We start from the raw sequence: 15,694 nt of genomic DNA, 5'->3' as shown, positions 1-15,694 counted from the left end.
CTCAGTCCCAATCCAGCCCGCCGCGCCGCCACACGTAGGCGAAGGCGACGAACACGGTGACGATGAACAGCACCATCTCCACGAACCCGAAGAGGCCGAGCGCGTCGAAGTTCACGGCCCACGGGTAGAGGAAGATGATCTCGATGTCGAAGACGATGAACAGCATCGCGGTCAGGTAGAACTTGACCGGGAAGCGGCCACCGCCGACGGGCTGCGGCGTCGGCTCGATGCCGCACTCATAGGCGTCGAGCTTCGCCTTGTTGAACCGGCGCGGCCCGACGAACGGGGCGATCGCCACCGAGAACAGCGCGAAGGCTGCGGCGAGGGCGAAGAGCCCGAGAATCGGTACGTACGGCGCGAGCGACATCGTGCTGCTCCGTCCTTTCGGCGAGCCCGGCGGGGTGGTTGCCGCTGGGACCACTCAAGCTGTATGCGGGTTTACACTATTCGGTGATGTCCGGACGGCTTCGTCCGGGGCACCCCAAATGTGGCCTTGGGCTGTGCGTTTGCGGCTAGACAGCCGGTGCCAGACGGGTCATTGCGTTGATCACGCGGTCCATGGCGTCGCCCCCTCGCGGGTCGGTGAGGTTGGCGAGGAGCTTGAGCACGAACCGCATGAGGGTGGGGTGTGGCATGCCGTGCTTGGTGGCCACCCGCATGATCTGCGGCTGACCGATGAGCTTCACGAAGATGTTCCCGAGCCGGTAGTAGCCGCCGTAGCGGGCCTTGAGCTCGGCCGGGTAGTGGGCGAGCGCACGCTCCCGCGCCGTGCCCTGGGGGCGGGCGAGGCCCTGGACGGCGATCTCCGCCGCCAGCTCGCCGGACTCCATGGCGTAGGCGATCCCCTCGCCGTTGAAGGGGTTGACCATGCCACCGGTGTCGCCGACGAGCAGGACGCCCCGGGAGTAGTGCGGCACCCGGTTGAAGCCCATCGGCAGCGCCGCGCCCTGGGGCTTGCCCTCGGCGTTGGCCGGGTCGGAGAGTCCCCACTCGGCGGGCGTGTTGTCGACCCAGTCGGCCAGCAACGTGCGGTAGTTGGTCTTGCCGTAGGCGACGCTGCTGTTGAGCACGCCGAGGCCGACGTTGACGCGGCCGTCACCCAGGCCGAAGATCCAGCCGTAACCCGGCAGAAGCTTGTCGCCCGACTCGCGGCTGCGCAGTTCGAGCCACGACTCGAGATAGTCGTCGTCGTGACGCATCTCGCTGCGGAAGTATTGCCGGACGGCGACGCCCATCGGGCGGTCCTCACGCTTGGCGATGCCCAGCGCCAGGGCGAACCGGCCGGAGACGCCGTCGGCGGCGATGACCAGCGGCGCACGGAACTCCAGCGGCTCCTTGTCCGGCCCGGTCGCCGTCACGCCGACCACACGACCGGTGCGGTCGAGGATCGGGCCGCTCACGTTGGTGCCTGTGCGCAGGATGGCGCCGGCCTCGGTCGCCGCGGTCGCGAGCATCTGGTCGAAGTCCATGCGCGTGCGGGTCAACCCGTAGTCGGGGAAGCTCGCGAGGTCGGGCCAGTCGAGCTCGAGACGGATGCCGCCACCGATCACACGCAGGCCGCGGTTGCGCAGCCAGCCCTTCTCCTCGGTGGTGTCGATCCCCATCTTGATCAGCTGCTTGACCGCTCGGGGCGTCAGCCCGTCGCCGCAGACCTTCTCCCGCGGGAACTCGGTCTTCTCCAGCAGCAGCACCCGCAGGCCGTGGCGAGCCAGGTGGAACGCGGCGGTAGAGCCGCCAGGTCCGGCGCCGACGACGATGACATCCGCGTCTTTCCCGGTGTCGGTCACAGCCGTCACACCTCCTTGCCCTTCGGTCTTACCTGTCGCTCTTCGCTCGGACGCCGTTGGCCGCTGCTGTCATTCTGCTCGTGAAAGTCTTCACAAAGTACTCCGGGGGAAGTCTAGAACCGTGACGTGGCCCGCTGTCAGTTAGGCGACCCTAATTTTTCACCCCGAGCGTCACCTAGATCGCCGATTCGGTCGACAGCATCCCTGCTCGGTGGGCGTTCTGCCCGACAAATCGTGATCATGGCACTGAGTTATCCACAGGAAAATCTCTACGGTCGACACCCGGCGACCGGATGACAATCCTCGGTCATCATGAACCCCGGGCAGCCGGACCGTGACCGGCTCGACGCACACGCCACCGCGCAACGCGGACTCTTCACCCGCGCACAGGCTCTGACCTGCGGATACAGCGAAACCACGATCAAGACGAAGTGCCGAACCGGCGACTGGACCGTCGTCGTGCGGGACGTCTACGCCGACCGAGGCCTGGAGATCACCCCCATGCTGCGGGACACAGCGGCCGTGCTGGCGCTGCCCGGCGCCGTCCTCGCCGGCCCGTCGGCCGCCCGCTGGCACCGCATCGAGGTGCCGAGCACCGCCACCTTCGTCGCCTATCCCCGGCGGGTCCGGCGCCGGCAGGTGCACGTGCTCCATGAGGAGCCACCACCTGCGGACGTCGTCCAGGTGGACGGCGTGCCGGCGACCACCCTGGGACGCACGCTGTTCGACTGCGCCCGCCTGCTGCCGGACGCGACCGCGACGGCGCTGCTGACCAGGGCATTGGAGGAGGGCTGGACGACGATGCCCGAGCTGGCCGAGCGCATCCGGGACATGATCGGCCGCCACGGCACCCCACGGCTGGTCCGGCTGATCAGGGCGGTGGCCTTCGGCGACCGCAGTGCCACGCTGCAGCTCATGGTCCGGCTGCTGCAGCGCGCCGGGATCTGGGGCTGGCAGCTGCACGAGCCGATCAACGACCGGTGGGGCCTGATCGGCCTCGGCGACGTCGTCTTCCCGGAGGCCAAGCTGGTGCTCGACCTGGGGCCGGGGCTGGAGCTGGGCACCGACGACGCGGAGCCGAAGCAGGAGACCGCCGCCCGGCGACAGGAGCGGGCCGTCCGGCTGGCGGCGGCCGGATGGACGGTCACCGCGCTCACCTGGGGCGACCTGACCAGTCGCCCCACCGAGGTCGTGGCCGAGCTGCGGGCCTGCCTCGACCGCCTGACCCCGGTGCGGTGGTGAGGCGGTGCGGTCAGATCCGGAAGCCGCGGTGCAGCGCCACCACACCGCCGGTGAGGTTGCGCCACGCCACCTTGCGCCAGCCGCTGGCGGCGATCCGGGCCGACAGCCCTTCCTGGTCCGGCCAGGCACGGATCGACTCGGCCAGGTAGACGTAGGCGTCCGGGTTGCTCGACACCCGCTTCGCCACCTGGGGCAGGGCGCGCATCAGATAGCCCATGTAAGCACCGCGGAACGGTCGCCAGGTCGGGTGGCTGAACTCACACACCACCAGCCGGCCGCCGGGTTTTGTGACCCTCGCCATCTCGCGCAGGGCGGCCTCAGTGTCACTGACGTTGCGCAGCGCGAAGGAGATCGTCACCGCGTCGAAAGTCTCGTCCGCGAACGGCAGCGCCAGCGCGTCGCCGGCCAGCAGCGACACCGTCGGACGCTTCGCGTGCCCGGCCTGGAGCATGCCGATCGAGAGGTCCACGCCGACGGCGAACGCGCCGGACTTGGCCAGCTCGAAGGTGGAGACGCCGGTGCCGGCGCCGAGGTCCAGCACCCGCTCCCCCGGCTTCAGGCCCAGGGCGTGCCGCGTCTCACGCCGCCACATGCGGTCCTGGCCGCCGGAGAGCACGGTGTTGGTCAGGTCATAGCGACGGGCCACCCCGTCGAACATCGCCGCGACCTCGTGCGGCTCCTTCTCCAGCGAGGCGCGGGTCATGAGTTCACCGACGTCAGCGGCAGGGCGCGGCCGGTGCCGCCGCCGGGCAGGGCGATCGAGGAGAAGTGCGACTGCACCCGCTCGTCGGTCGGGTCGTCGGCCGGAGTCCAGTGGACCCGCATGTGCCGATACTCGGTGTCGCGCTGCGCCGGGATGCGGTCCGCGCCGCGGATCATCTGCACCAGCTCGGTGAGGCGGGAGCGGTGACGGGCGCCGGCGGAGGAGATCACGTTCTCCTCGAGCATGATCGAGCCCAGGTCGTCGACACCCATGTGCAGCGACACCTGGCCGACGTCCTTGCCGGTGGTCAGCCAGGACGACTGCAGGTGGGCGACGTTGTCGAAGAAGAGCCGCGCCACGGCGATCAACCGCAGGTATTCCAGGCTGGTGGCCTGCGTGCGGCCCTTCAGGTGGTTGTTCTCCGGCTGGTAGGTCCACGGGATGAACGACCGGAAACTGCCCTCGTAGCCGTTGCCGACCGCGAGATCCTGGACGTCCCGGATGAGGCGCAGGTGTTCGATCCGCTCGGCGTTGGTCTCGCCGGTGCCCATCATCATCGTCGCGGTCGACGACACACCGAGCCGGTGCGCCGCTGCCATGACCTCGAGCCAGCGCTCGCCCGACTCCTTCAGCGGCGCAATCGCGTGCCGCGGCCGGGCGGGCAGCATCTCCGCGCCCGCGCCCGCGATGGAGGCCAGGCCGGCGGCCTTGATCCGGGTGATCGCCTCGTCGATGGAGACGCCGGAGACCTTCGCCATGTGCAGCACCTCGGACGGCCCGATCGAGTGGATGACCAGGCCCGGGAAGGCGGAGTGGACGGCGGAGAAGAGCTCCTCGTAGTACTCGACACCGAAGTCGGGATGGTGCCCGCCCTGCAGCATCACCTGCGTGGCGCCGAGCTCGGCCGCCTCCGCACACCGGCGCAGGATCTCCTCGGTGCTGTGGGTCCAGCCCTCGGCGTGCTTCGGCGCCCGGTAGAACGCGCAGAACTTGCAGGCCGTCACGCAGACGTTGGTGTAGTTGATGTTGCGGTCGATGATGTAGGTGACGATGTTGTCCGGATAGCGCCGGCGGCGCACGGTGTCGGCGGCCTCACCGAGCTCGTGAAACGGCGCGTCGGTGTAGAGCAGCAGCGCCTCTTCCGGGCTGATGCGCCCACCGTCGGCCGCTCGCTGCAGTATCTCGCTGATCACCGGAGTTTCCGTCACAACCCAGAGCGTACCCAGCAGGTGAGCCATGGCGTTCAGCCGTGCTTAGGATCACGAGAGTGACTGACATGCGCTATCGCCGTCTCGGCCGGTCCGGCCTACCCGTCTCGGTCCTCGGAATCGGCTGCAACAACTTCGGCGGCCGGATCGACGCGGCCCGCGCGGCGGAGGTCGTCCACGCCGCCCTCGACCATGGCGTCACGCTCTTCGACACCGCCGACATCTACGGCAACGCGCCCGGCGACTCGGAGCGGGCGCTGGGTGCGGCCCTCGGCAAGCGCCGCGGCGAGGCCGTCGTCGCGACGAAGTTCGGCATGGACGCGCGCGGCGCCTACGGGCCCGACTGGGGCGCGCGCGGCAGCCGGCGATACATCTTCCGGGCCGTCGAGGCGTCGCTGCGCAATCTCGGCACCGACTACATCGACCTCTACCAGCTGCACGCGCCCGACCCGGAAACACCGATCGAGGAGACCCTCAGCGCGCTCGACGACCTCGTGCGGTCGGGCAAGGTGCGATACCTCGGCCACTCCAACTTCACCGGCTGGGAGACCGCCGACGCCGCCTGGACCGCCGAGACGAAGCAGCTCACGCCGTTCGTGAGCGCCCAGAACCGATACTCGCTGCTCCACCGCGCGCCGGAGCAGGAGCTCGTCCCGGCACTGCAGCGGTTCGGGCTGGGCCTGTTGCCGTACTTCCCGCTGGCCAGCGGGCTGCTGACCGGCAAGTACCACCGCGGGGAGTCGGCGCCGGCCGGCTCGCGGCTCGACCGGGTCGGCTACGCGAACGTCCTGGCCGAGGCGCCGTGGGACGTCATCGATCGGCTGGAGGCGTTCGCCGACGAGCGCGGCATCGACCTGCTCACCCTCGCGATCGGAGCCCTGGCGGCCAAGCCGACGGTGGCCAGCGTGATCGCCGGGGCGACGTCGGCCGCGCAGGTCGCGGCCAACGTCGCGGCCGTCTCCTGGCAGCCGTCCGAGGACGACATGAAGGCGCTGAACGAACTGCTGGAAGGCGACGAACGGTAGGGCGTCAAAGGTTGATCTTGCCTACCAAGGTGTCGCCCGGCCGGTCGGACCCGCCGGACGGCTCGACCGTGACGCCGAAGGTGGGGGCCAGGAACGGCACGTAGACGCGGCCGGTGCCCGACGGGACCAGGCCCGCGTCGCGCGGGGAGGCCCCGATCATCCACAGCTGGTAGGCCTTGCCGGTGCCCGGGGAGTCCAGGCCGTCGAGCACGGCCACGGCCGCGTTGCGGGACGGGGACACCACCACCGTGACCCGGCCGCCGCCCATGTCCTGGCTGACCAGCCGGGCGTCGGCCGCGGCCAGGACCGCGTCGACGCGGGCGTTCTCGTCGCGGAGGTTGGTCACCTGCTGCTGGGCCACCACCCAAGTGCCGACGCCGGCGCCGGCGGCGAGCACGGCGGCGGCGACCGCCGCCACGCCCCAACGGCGCAGCCGGTCCCGGGTCGTGCGGCCGGACGAGGTCGACGCCCGGCGGCTGCGCTCCTGCGGGGTGCGCGCGATCTGCGCCATGACGGAGTCCCGCAGCCGCGGCGGCGACGCCTCGGCGACCGGGTGCGCCAGCCACGCCGCGGTCTCCCGCAGCTCCGCCACCTCGACGGCGCAGGACGGGCAGTCGCGCAGGTGCCGGTCGAACGCGGCCCGCTCCAGGTCGTCCACGGCGTCCAGCGCATAGGAGCCCGCGAGCGCGTGAATGTCCACGGTCTCGGTCATGAGAGCGCCACCCCCAAGCAGTCCCGCATGCGGATCAGACCGTCCCGCATCCGCGTCTTGATCGTCGGCAGGGCCGTGCCGAGCAGGTCCGCGACCTCCCGATAGCTGTTGCCGCCGTAGTAGGCCAGCGTGATGGCCTCCCGCTGAAGGTCGGTCAGGCCGTCGAGACACCGGCGGACCTGCTGCTGCTCGATGCGCGCCGTCGCCGACTCGACCACGTCGTCGTACGGCGTCTCGGCGCTGACCGCCGCCACCCGCCGTACCCGCTCGATACCGGCCTGCTCGGAACGGACCCGGTCGACGGCCCGCCGGTGCGCGATCGTGAACACCCAGGCGGTGGCGCTGCCGCGGGTGCCGTCGTAGCGGGCGGCGGTCCGCCACACCTCGATCATCACCTCCTGCATGACTTCCTCCGACTGGGCGGGGTCACGCAGGACGCGGCGGATCAGCCCGTACACGCGGGCCGACACCAGGTCGTAAAGCTCGGCGAAGGCGCGCTCGTCACCGCGCGCGACCCTGGCCAGCAGTTCGTCGGCGTCGACGCGCCGCTGCGGGGTCGGCACCGCGACGAGCCGCTGCGTGGGCAGCTCCTCGTGTTCGGGTCTCATGTCGCTCATTCGAAGCGGCCGCCGACCCGGATTGGTCTCATGCGTCGTAGTCGACCACGACACGCTCGGTGATCGGCATCGCCTGACAGGTCAGGACATAGCCGGCGGCCAATTCCTCGGGCTCCAGGGCGAAGTTCCGGGCCATCTCGACCTCGCCCTCGACGATCTTGGCGCGGCAGGTCGAGCAGACCCCGCCCTTGCACGAGTACGGCAACTCGGGCCGCTGCCGCATCGCCGCGTCGAGGATCCGCTCGTCGTGCGCCATCGTGAACGTCGACTTCCGCCCGTCGAGCACGACGGTGACCTCCGCTCCGGGCCCCTCCGAAACTGTCGGCTCCTCGGCGGCGACCGGCGGCGTGTCGGAGACGTGGAAGAGCTCGGTGTGCACCTCGGCGTCGGGCACCCCGCGCACGCTCAGCGCGACGCGGGCATCCAGCACCATGCCGTACGGCCCGCAGAGGAACCACTCGTCGACCGTCCCCGGCGGGACCAGCGCGTCGAGGATCCGCCCGATGCGCTCCTGGTCGAGCCGGCCGGACAGCAGCGGCGACTCCTGGGCCTCACGGGAGAGCACGTGGATGACGTGCAGCCGGTCCTGGTACCGGTCTTTCAGGTCGGCCAGTTCCTCGGCGAACATGACGGTGCCGGCGGCCCGGTTGCCGTAGATCAGCGTGAACCGGCTGCCGGGCTCGACGGCCAGGGCGGTCGCCACCAACGACAGCACCGGCGTGATCCCCGACCCTGCGACGACGCCCGCGTAGTGCCGGGTCCGCTCGGCGGAGAACGCGCTGGTGAAGTGGCCCAGCGGCGGCATCACGTCGACCTCGTCGCCGGGGGCGAGCTCCGACAAGGCGAACGTCGAGAACGCCCCGTCCGGGACCCGCTTGATCCCGATCCGCAGGACGCCTTCCTCGGCGAGCGCCGCCGGAGTGGAGCAGATCGAGTACGACCTGCGGATCTCCTCCCGGCGGACGGTCAGGTGCTGCCCGGCCCGGAACTCGAACACCGGCCGCAGCTTGGGCGGCACGTCGAACGTCACCGCGACCGCGTCGTCGGTCAGACGCTCCACGTCAACGACCGCCAGCCGGTGGAACGTGGGCCGCCGCTTGGCGGGACGCGTGATGGAAACGGTCATAGGGTTTTCACCGCATCAAAAGGCTCGAGACAGGCGCGGCAGCGCCACAGTGACTTGCAGGCGGTCGACCCGAACCGGGACAGCTCCTCGGTGTCCGGCGACCCACACCGCGGACATCGGACGGCCAGGGACAGCGACACGGGCCGGCCGCCACCGGCGGCGGGCGGCGCGATGCCGGCCTCGGCCAGCTTCCGCCGGCCCGACTCACTGATCCAGTCGGTGCTCCAGGCCGGCGACAGCACCGTGTCGACGGCGACGTCGGCGAACCCGGCGGCGTGCAGGGCCGCCTCGATGTCGGAGCGGATCATGTCCATGGCGGGGCAGCCCGAGTAGGTCGGTGTGATCGTCACCGTGACGCGGTCGTCATACACGGCGACGTCCCGCACGATGCCCAGCTCACCGATCGTAACGACCCGCAGCTCAGGATCGCGGACCGTCGCGACGAGATCAATGACCTGAGCGGTCGTCACCACGTCGCCCCCGGGTGCGCCCGGTGCAGCACCTGCATCTCGGCGAGCAGCCGCGACAGGGCCTCGGTGTGCAGACCCCGCCGCCCGCCGGTCGGCGCCCAGCCGTCGGCCGGCCGGGCCAGGGTGGCCTCGGCGAACACCTTGTCGATCTCGGCCAGCCAGGGCTCGCGGAGGTCGGCCGAGGGACCCTCGAAGAGCTCGTGCGTGTATGGCCAGACGGCGTCGACCGCGCTCTGCATACGACGGTGCGACTCGTCCGTGCCGTCACCGAGGCGGACGACCCAGCGGGAGCTGTGATCGACGTGGTACGCGGACTCCTTGCGGGCCTTCGCCGCGATCGCCGCCAGCCGCTCGTCGGGGCCGCCGACCAGGCGGTCGTAGCGCAAGCGCTGGTAGGCGGAGAGGAGCAGCAGCTTGGCCATGGTGACCGCAAAATCGCCGTTGGCCAGCTCGACGAGCTGCACGTTGCGGAACTCGCGATCGTCGCGCAGGAAGGCGAAGTCGTCCTCACCGCGGCCCCGGCCCTCCAGCTCACCGGCGTAGGCGAGCAGCAGCCGCGCGGCGCCGAGCTGGTCCAGCGCGATGTTGGCCAGCGCGATGTCCTCCTCCATCTCCGGCGCGCGCGAGCACCACTCGCCGAGCCGCTGCGCCGCGATCAGCGCGTCGTCGGCGAGACCCAGCACGTCCTCGAACCGGGTCATATGTGTTCAGCGCCTTCCGGCACGGCATAAAACGTCGGATGCCGGTACACCTTGTCGGCCGCGGGGTCGAAGAACGCGTCCTTCTCGTCGGGGCTGCTCGCCGTGATCGCGCCGGCCGGCACGACCCAGATGGACACGCCCTCCTGGCGGCGGGTGTAGACGTCACGCGCGTTGCGCAGCGCCATCTCGGCGTCGGGGGCGTGCAGGCTGCCGACGTGGGCGTGCGACAGCCCCCGGCGCGGCCGGACGAAGACCTCCCAGAGCGGCTCAGACATGCGCCACCGCCTTCTTCGCGGCGTGGGCGGCCGCGGCCGCACGCACCCAGGCGCCCTCTTCGTATGCGCGCCTGCGGTGCTCGATGCGCTGCCGGTTGCACGGCCCGTTGCCCTTGATGACCTGCATGAGCTCGCCGTAGTCGGGCTGGGTGTAGTCGTGGGCGCCGCGCTCGGCGTTCCAGCGCAGGTCCGGGTCGGGAATCCGCAGGTCGAGCACGCCCGCCTGCTGCACACACATGTCCACGAACCGCTGCCGCAGCTCGTCGTTGGAGAACCGCTTGATCTTCCAGGTCATCGACTGCTCGGAGTGGGTGGAGTCGCTGTCGGGCGGGCCGAACATCGCCAGTGATGGATACCACCAACGGTCGACCGCGTCCTGGGCCATCGCCTTCTGCTCGGGCGTGCCGCGCGACAGGGTGTACAGGATCTCGTACCCCTGACGCTGGTGGAACGACTCCTCCTTGCAGATGCGGATCATCGCCCGCGCATAGGGCCCGTAGGAGCAGCGGCACAGCGGCACCTGGTTGACGATCGCGGCCCCATCGACGAGCCACCCGATCGCGCCGACGTCCGCCCAGCTCAGCGTCGGATAATTGAAGATGGAGCTGTACTTCTGGCGCCCCTCGATCAGCATCTCGACCAGTTCCTGCCGGGAGATGCCGAGCGTCTCGGCCGCCGCGTAGAGATACAGCCCGTGGCCGGCCTCGTCCTGGACCTTGGCCAGCAGGATCGCCTTGCGCTTGAGTGACGGCGCGCGCGAGATCCAGTTGCCCTCGGGCTGCATGCCGATGATCTCGGAATGCGCATGCTGCGCGATCTGCCGGATCAGCGTCTTGCGGTACGCCTCCGGCATCCAGTCCCGGGGCTCGACCTTCTGGTCGGCGGCGACGATCGCGTCGAAGTATCCCTGCAGGTCACCGTCGTTTTCGACGGCCTGGCCAGCGGCCTGCCGGAGGTCGCGCTCGGCGCTGTCGACCTGCTCGAGAAGCGGGGCGAAATCGTTGCCGTACACCCCCCAAGTGTTACAGCAACCGACCGCAGCTGCAAGAAGGTGTCACAGTCGCACAACGCCGGCTTGAGTCAACTACCAGGGACTTTTGAGCGTGAATGGGCTGCAGGCCGCGCGCAGGGACGAGAGACTGTCCCTCGCGTCCCTTGAGACCCACATGTCCCTTACGACGTGTTAACACCGGCAACACCTGCCCATGACCGGCGACCGCTGCAATGGGGGGCGACCGCCAGGGAAGGATCACCGATCCATGCACAAGCGCGTCGGATTTGCCATATTCGTGCTGCTCCTCGGCGCGGTGCTGGTCGTGGTGCCGTATCTGTGGGGCAGCGACATGCTGAGCCGCAACCGGTCGGACGCCGCCGCACCGGCCCCGCTCGCCGGGAGTCCGGCACCGTCGGACGCCCCGACCCGCAAGGCCGCACCGGCGCCTCCGTCCGCGCCCGCGCTTCCCCCGGCTGTGCTGCACCCCGCGACGGTGACCGTCGACGCGACGGGCTTCTGGTCGTGGACCGTGCTCGACCGCCGTACCGGCGAGATGGCGGGCTCGGCGAACGCCGCGACGACGCAGCGCACGGCCTCGATGATCAAGGCGTGGCTCGCGTCCGACTACCTGCGCCGGACCGCCAGCCCCAGTCCGTCGAACCTCCGGCAGCTCAGCACCATGATCCGCAACAGCGACAACAACGCCGCCTCGTACTTCTGGAGCCTCAACGGCAGGTCGGCGAGCATCACACGGCTGGCCCAGATCTGCGGCCTGACCGACAGCAAGTACTACATCGACTGGGCCAGCACGATGGTCTCGGCCCGCGACGCCGCGCGCATGGGCGCCTGCATCGGCGACGGCCGCGCCGCCGGCCCGAAGTGGACCGACTGGGTCCTCAACGAGATGCGCAACGTGTCGTCGAGCCAGGAGTTCGGCATCGTCCCGGCGCTGCCCGAGACCGAGAAGGCGACGACCGCGGTGAAGAACGGCTGGATCGCCCGCAGCGACGGCAAGTGGCACGTCAACTGCATGGCCATCGGCACCGACTGGGTGCTGAGCGTCCTGACCGTGTACCCGGCGTCGAAGGGCATGAATTACGGCGCCGACATCTGCTCCAGCGTGACTCGCCAACTCCAGGCGTAACCCGCGGGCGCCGCGAGGGCTCGAGAGCGTGGGGTCAGCCTTCGAAGAAGGCCGGGCCGTCCGTGGGCAGCGAGGGCACCGCGCCGAGCAGGGTGGCCCTCCGGGCGAACTCACGCACCCCGGCCACCTGCCGATCACCGAGCGAGAAGTCCAGCGTGCGGAAGTAGTGCGCCAGCGTCGCCGCCGACAGCGTCTCCCAGCGCGCCGCCGCCTCGGCGACCTCGTCGAGCTCGGTCAGGCAGAGTTCCTTCGAGCGCAGGAACGCCTCGTGCACGCCCTTGACCAGGCCGGGGTGCGCGGCGGCGAAGTCCCGGCGCACCGCCCAGGCGGCGAAGACCATCGGCAGGCCGGTCCAGTTGCGCCAGGCCTGGCCCAGGTCGGTGACCTGCCAGCCGTGCTGCGGTGCGTCGTGCAGCGCCCGCAGGGCCACGTCGCCGATGATCACGGCCGCGTCCGCCTCGTCCAGCATGCGGGCCAGGTCGGGCGGGCTGTGGAAGTACGTCGGGCGGACGCCGACGTGCGTCTCGAGGTACATCTGCGCGAGCAGGACGCCGGTGCGCGAGGTCGCGCCGAGGGCCACCGGCCGGCCGTCGAGCCGGTCCAGCGGGACCGTCGACACGATGTTGACGGACAGGACCGGGCCGTCGCTGCCGACCGCGAGGTCCGGCAGGAGGAGCAGGTCCTCGGCGTTGCGGAGGTACTCCACCAGCGAGATCGGGCCGATGTCGAGATCACCGGCGACGAGCGCGGCGTTGAGCCGCTCCGGCGAGTCCTTGTGCAGATCCACGTCGATCAGCGCGCCAGAGCGCATCAGTCCCCAGTAGATCGGAAGGCAGTTCAGGAACTGGATGTGGCCGACACGGGGCCGCTGCAGCGCAGACACACAGCCCATGTTGCCCCAACCGCGGCTGGTCAAGCGGTCAGGGCGGTGATTCTCACAGCGGCGTACCCTCGTGGGGTGCGACGTCCCCTCGCCGTGATCATTACCACCTTGACGCTGCTGGCCGGCTGCTCGAAGGCCCCGGCCGAGCAGGAGCACGCGCCCGCCGTGGCGGCCTCGGCCGAGTCGTCACCGAGTGCCGCGGAGCCCAGCACGAGCCCGAGCCCCAAGCCGAGCGGCCCGCTGTTCACGCCGACCGCGACCGTGACGATGAACGTCAAGGGCTACTGGTCGTGGGCGTTCTTCGATCACAAGACCGATCAGTTGTACGGATCGACGCCCTATACGACCAGCGACACGGCCTCGATGGCCAAGGCGTGGGTGGCGGCGGACTGGCTGCGCCGGCAGGGGGAACAGAACAAGCAGCCCAGCAGCGCAGCGCTCAACGAGCTCACCCGGATGATCCGGGACTCCGAGACCGAGAACACCTTCAAGTACCACGTCCAGAACGGCAACCTGAGCTCGATCAAGCGCATGATCACGCTGTGTGGCCTGACCGAGACGAAGGGCACGCAGAACTCGTGGAGCCTGACCCAGATGTCGGCCCGCGACGTGACCCGGCTCGCGAAGTGCATCGGCGACGGCCGGGCGGCGGGCCCGAAGTGGACCGGCTGGCTGCTCAACGAGATGCGCAACGTGCGCGGCCCGGGCCGGTTCGGGCCGATCGAGGCGCTGCCGGCCGACGTGCAGAAGACGACGGCGATCAAGAACGGCTGGCTGTCCCGCGACGACGGCCAGTGGCACATCGCCTGCATGGCCCTCGGTGACGGCTGGAGCATCGGCGTCATGGCGCACTACCCGAGCTCACTGGGGAAGGACTACGGGGCGAAGACGTGCCGGGAAGTGACGAAGCAGCTGCTGACGCAGCACTAGCCCGCCACAGCGCCGGCCCGAACGCGACCACGGCCAGCACCCCGGCCGCGCCGCAGCCGATGACGACGTGCCGCGGCTCGAAGCGCTCGATCAGCAGGCCGCCGGCGCCGTAACCGATCAGGTTCGCCGCGTTGACGACCGCGCCGAACCGCGCGAAGAACCTGCCGCGCAGGGCCGCCGGCACCCGCCGGGCCGCGATCACACCCAAAAAGTTGTTCTCGGCCCCGTTCATGGCGCCGCCCAGCAGCCACAGCGGGTACACCATCCACACCACCGTCGCGAAGCCCGACATCAGGACGGCCAGCGCCGTCACCAGGTGCATCACCACCAGCAGGCGGCCGAGCGCCGCGTCGGTGCGTGCGCGGGCGGCGGCGAACCAGCCACCCGCCAGCATCCCGGCCGTCCACGCCGCCTCGACCAGCCCGAACTCGGCAGGGCTCCCGCCGAGCGTCTCGCGGATGAAGAACACGCCGACGACCATGGTGACGTTGAGGGCCAGCACGAGCGCCCCGATCAGGGCGGTCAGCGCGAGCAGCAGGGAATCCTGCCGGATCTTCCATGCGGCGGTACCGGCTGAGGCGCGCTCCTGCGCCGTGACGCTGCGCCGTGTGCGCAGCAGCAGCCCGGCGCCGACCACGGCGAGATAGGTGACCGCGTCGATGAGCAGCGGTATGCGCAGCCCGAACGCGCCGACGAGCACCCCGGCGAGCGCCGGCCCGGCGAGCGAGCCGATCGAGTTGGCGGTCTGCCCGATCGCCATCGCCCGCCCGACCCCGTCCGGCCCGGCCACCTCGGGCAGCAGGGCGTTGAACGTCGGCGTTGTGATCGCCACGCCGGTCGCGAGCAGCGCGACGAGCGCGATGAGCAGCCAGGTGCTCGTGGTGAGGGCCATCGCCGCGCAGCACGCGGCCTGCCCGAGGCCGACCACGGTGAGCAGCACCCGGCTGTCCACCCGGTCGACGAGCCGCCCGACGAGCGGCGCGAAGGCGACGACCGGCAGGACCGAGGCGATGAGCACCGCGGCGACGGCCATGCCGCCGGCTCCGCGGTCCTGGAACGCGAGCACCAGGGCGGTGGCCGCCATGAAGTCGCCGAGGAAGGAGATGCCGCGGGCGGCGGCGAGGAGGTACACGTCGCGCGGAGACGTGAACGACATACTTCGAAAATAATGCTTCACATCTGGATGGCACAAGGCCCGATGTCGGACCGGTGCCGGTCAGTCCCGCGGATATGACCGGTACGACACCTCAACATGGCGCGCACCGGGCGGGGGCTCCGTGCGGTTGCGGCGGGCATAGGGCTCGAGCAGGCTCCAGACCCGATCGTTGAGCTGCCGCAACTCTTCAGCGGTGACGACGACCTGGATGCTCATCGAGGTGGCGGCCAGATACCACTCGTAGGGTTCGCTGTCGTTCCGGTCGAGCCAGGCTCGGGCCCGGGCATCCTCCAGGTCCATGAACATCTCGGCCAGCTCCCGCGACGCGATCCGCTCGGCCTCGCCCCGCTCTGGCGGCGTTTCCACGTTGAGGCCGCGCAACTGGCTCTGCCAGACCCGTTCCCGCCCGTCACCCCGGCTGGGCGCCTCCTCGATCAACCCGGCCTTGGCAAGTGCACGGAGGTGGTAGCTGGTCGCGCTCGGCGACAACCCGCAGACCTCGGCCAACTCGGTGGCCGTAGCCGTCTCGCCGAGAAAGAGCCGCTCAATGATCGCGATCCGTGCCGGATGCGCGAGCGCCCGCATGGTCGCCGCGTCTCGGACCTGCACCCGTCGCGGATCGAGCCGCGGAGGAGTTTCGTCAGCCACCCGACACAGCGTAGTTACGCCCCGTCAGCCAAGCTCTTGCGCACACAAATTTTCGATCACGAACGATCAAAGC

Annotated in this window: 18 protein-coding genes; 4 read left to right on the top strand and 14 right to left on the bottom strand. The window is 70.2% G+C overall.

The window, feature by feature from the left end:
- Window position 1: 1 nt before the first annotated feature.
- Window positions 2-367, bottom strand: a complete 366-nt coding sequence (locus tag Dfulv_RS01005; protein ID WP_259860702.1) for an NADH-quinone oxidoreductase subunit A — start codon at window positions 365-367, stop codon at window positions 2-4.
- A gap of 145 nt (window positions 368-512) precedes the next feature.
- Window positions 513-1,787 carry a geranylgeranyl reductase family protein gene (locus Dfulv_RS01000; RefSeq protein WP_259860701.1) on the bottom strand — a complete coding sequence of 425 codons (1,275 nt, stop codon included), beginning with the start codon at window positions 1,785-1,787 and terminating at the stop codon, window positions 513-515.
- Between the two features lie 312 nt (window positions 1,788-2,099).
- Between Dfulv_RS01000 and Dfulv_RS00995 the strand changes: the two genes are divergently transcribed.
- A complete protein-coding gene (locus Dfulv_RS00995) occupies window positions 2,100-3,029 on the top strand; it encodes a hypothetical protein (protein WP_259860700.1) in 930 nt (309 codons plus the stop codon).
- Window positions 3,030-3,039: 10 nt separating this feature from the next.
- Here Dfulv_RS00995 and Dfulv_RS00990 read toward each other — a convergent pair whose 3' ends face one another.
- Window positions 3,040-3,732 (bottom strand): demethylmenaquinone methyltransferase, encoded by a 693-nt coding sequence (locus Dfulv_RS00990; RefSeq protein WP_259860699.1) that lies wholly within the window; start codon window positions 3,730-3,732, stop codon window positions 3,040-3,042.
- On the bottom strand, window positions 3,729-4,970 hold the full coding sequence (mqnC, locus tag Dfulv_RS00985; protein ID WP_406567912.1) for a cyclic dehypoxanthinyl futalosine synthase: 1,242 nt from the start codon (window positions 4,968-4,970) through the stop codon (window positions 3,729-3,731). Before mqnC ends, Dfulv_RS00990 begins: the two co-directional genes overlap by 4 nt.
- 38 nt (window positions 4,971-5,008) lie before the next feature.
- Between mqnC and Dfulv_RS00980 the strand changes: the two genes are divergently transcribed.
- A complete protein-coding gene (locus tag Dfulv_RS00980) occupies window positions 5,009-5,965 on the top strand; it encodes an aldo/keto reductase (RefSeq protein WP_259867313.1) in 957 nt (318 codons plus the stop codon).
- Window positions 5,966-5,969: 4 nt separating this feature from the next.
- Here the strand turns inward: Dfulv_RS00980 and Dfulv_RS00975 are convergent, their stop codons facing one another.
- Genes Dfulv_RS00975 through paaA form a run of 7 tightly spaced genes read right to left on the bottom strand, consistent with a single transcriptional unit; the run spans window position 5,970 to window position 10,878 of the window.
- Complete coding sequence (locus tag Dfulv_RS00975) at window positions 5,970-6,677, bottom strand: anti-sigma factor (RefSeq protein WP_259860697.1); 708 nt, start codon at window positions 6,675-6,677, stop codon at window positions 5,970-5,972.
- Window positions 6,674-7,285, bottom strand: coding sequence for an ECF RNA polymerase sigma factor SigK (sigK, locus tag Dfulv_RS00970; protein ID WP_259860696.1), 612 nt, complete (start codon window positions 7,283-7,285; stop codon window positions 6,674-6,676). The genes Dfulv_RS00975 and sigK overlap by 4 nt, the downstream gene beginning before the upstream one ends.
- A 37-nt stretch (window positions 7,286-7,322) precedes the next feature.
- Window positions 7,323-8,420, bottom strand: coding sequence for a 1,2-phenylacetyl-CoA epoxidase subunit PaaE (gene paaE / locus Dfulv_RS00965; RefSeq protein WP_259860695.1), 1,098 nt, complete (start codon window positions 8,418-8,420; stop codon window positions 7,323-7,325).
- Window positions 8,417-8,890, bottom strand: a complete 474-nt coding sequence (paaD, locus tag Dfulv_RS00960; RefSeq protein WP_259860694.1) for a 1,2-phenylacetyl-CoA epoxidase subunit PaaD — start codon at window positions 8,888-8,890, stop codon at window positions 8,417-8,419. Before paaD ends, paaE begins: the two co-directional genes overlap by 4 nt.
- Entirely contained in the window at window positions 8,887-9,591 is a 705-nt protein-coding gene (paaC, locus tag Dfulv_RS00955) for a 1,2-phenylacetyl-CoA epoxidase subunit PaaC (RefSeq protein ID WP_259860693.1), read from the bottom strand. The genes paaD and paaC overlap by 4 nt, the downstream gene beginning before the upstream one ends.
- On the bottom strand, window positions 9,588-9,866 hold the full coding sequence (paaB, locus tag Dfulv_RS00950) for a 1,2-phenylacetyl-CoA epoxidase subunit PaaB (protein ID WP_259860692.1): 279 nt from the start codon (window positions 9,864-9,866) through the stop codon (window positions 9,588-9,590). Before paaB ends, paaC begins: the two co-directional genes overlap by 4 nt.
- Window positions 9,859-10,878, bottom strand: a complete 1,020-nt coding sequence (gene paaA, locus Dfulv_RS00945) for a 1,2-phenylacetyl-CoA epoxidase subunit PaaA (RefSeq protein WP_259860691.1) — start codon at window positions 10,876-10,878, stop codon at window positions 9,859-9,861. Before paaA ends, paaB begins: the two co-directional genes overlap by 8 nt.
- Before the next feature lie 247 nt (window positions 10,879-11,125).
- Here paaA and Dfulv_RS00940 point away from each other — a divergent pair, with 247 nt between their 5' ends.
- The gene (locus Dfulv_RS00940; RefSeq protein WP_259860690.1) at window positions 11,126-12,004 is read left to right on the top strand and encodes a hypothetical protein; all 879 of its coding nucleotides are present in this window, start codon (window positions 11,126-11,128) and stop codon (window positions 12,002-12,004) included.
- A 34-nt stretch (window positions 12,005-12,038) separates the two neighbouring features.
- Here the strand turns inward: Dfulv_RS00940 and Dfulv_RS00935 are convergent, their stop codons facing one another.
- Window positions 12,039-12,896 carry a menaquinone biosynthetic enzyme MqnA/MqnD family protein gene (locus tag Dfulv_RS00935; RefSeq protein WP_406567911.1) on the bottom strand — a complete coding sequence of 286 codons (858 nt, stop codon included), beginning with the start codon at window positions 12,894-12,896 and terminating at the stop codon, window positions 12,039-12,041.
- A gap of 66 nt (window positions 12,897-12,962) precedes the next feature.
- Here Dfulv_RS00935 and Dfulv_RS00930 point away from each other — a divergent pair, with 66 nt between their 5' ends.
- Window positions 12,963-13,817, top strand: a complete 855-nt coding sequence (locus tag Dfulv_RS00930) for a serine hydrolase (protein WP_259860688.1) — start codon at window positions 12,963-12,965, stop codon at window positions 13,815-13,817.
- On the opposite strand, the gene Dfulv_RS00925 is transcribed toward Dfulv_RS00930, so the two are convergent.
- Together Dfulv_RS00925 and Dfulv_RS00920 are read right to left on the bottom strand one after the other, a co-directional pair.
- Window positions 13,729-14,973 carry an MFS transporter gene (locus Dfulv_RS00925; protein ID WP_259860687.1) on the bottom strand — a complete coding sequence of 415 codons (1,245 nt, stop codon included), beginning with the start codon at window positions 14,971-14,973 and terminating at the stop codon, window positions 13,729-13,731. The two genes, Dfulv_RS00930 and Dfulv_RS00925, sit on opposite strands and share 89 nt — an antisense overlap.
- A gap of 60 nt (window positions 14,974-15,033) precedes the next feature.
- Window positions 15,034-15,621, bottom strand: coding sequence for an ArsR/SmtB family transcription factor (locus Dfulv_RS00920; protein ID WP_259860686.1), 588 nt, complete (start codon window positions 15,619-15,621; stop codon window positions 15,034-15,036).
- Window positions 15,622-15,694 lie beyond the last annotated feature (73 nt).

The organism is Dactylosporangium fulvum (genome assembly GCF_025137375.1).
Taxonomy (GTDB): domain Bacteria; phylum Actinomycetota; class Actinomycetes; order Mycobacteriales; family Micromonosporaceae; genus Dactylosporangium; species Dactylosporangium fulvum.
The sequence above is the reverse complement of the archived record's forward strand: the minus strand, read 5'-3'. Positions and strand labels throughout refer to the sequence as shown.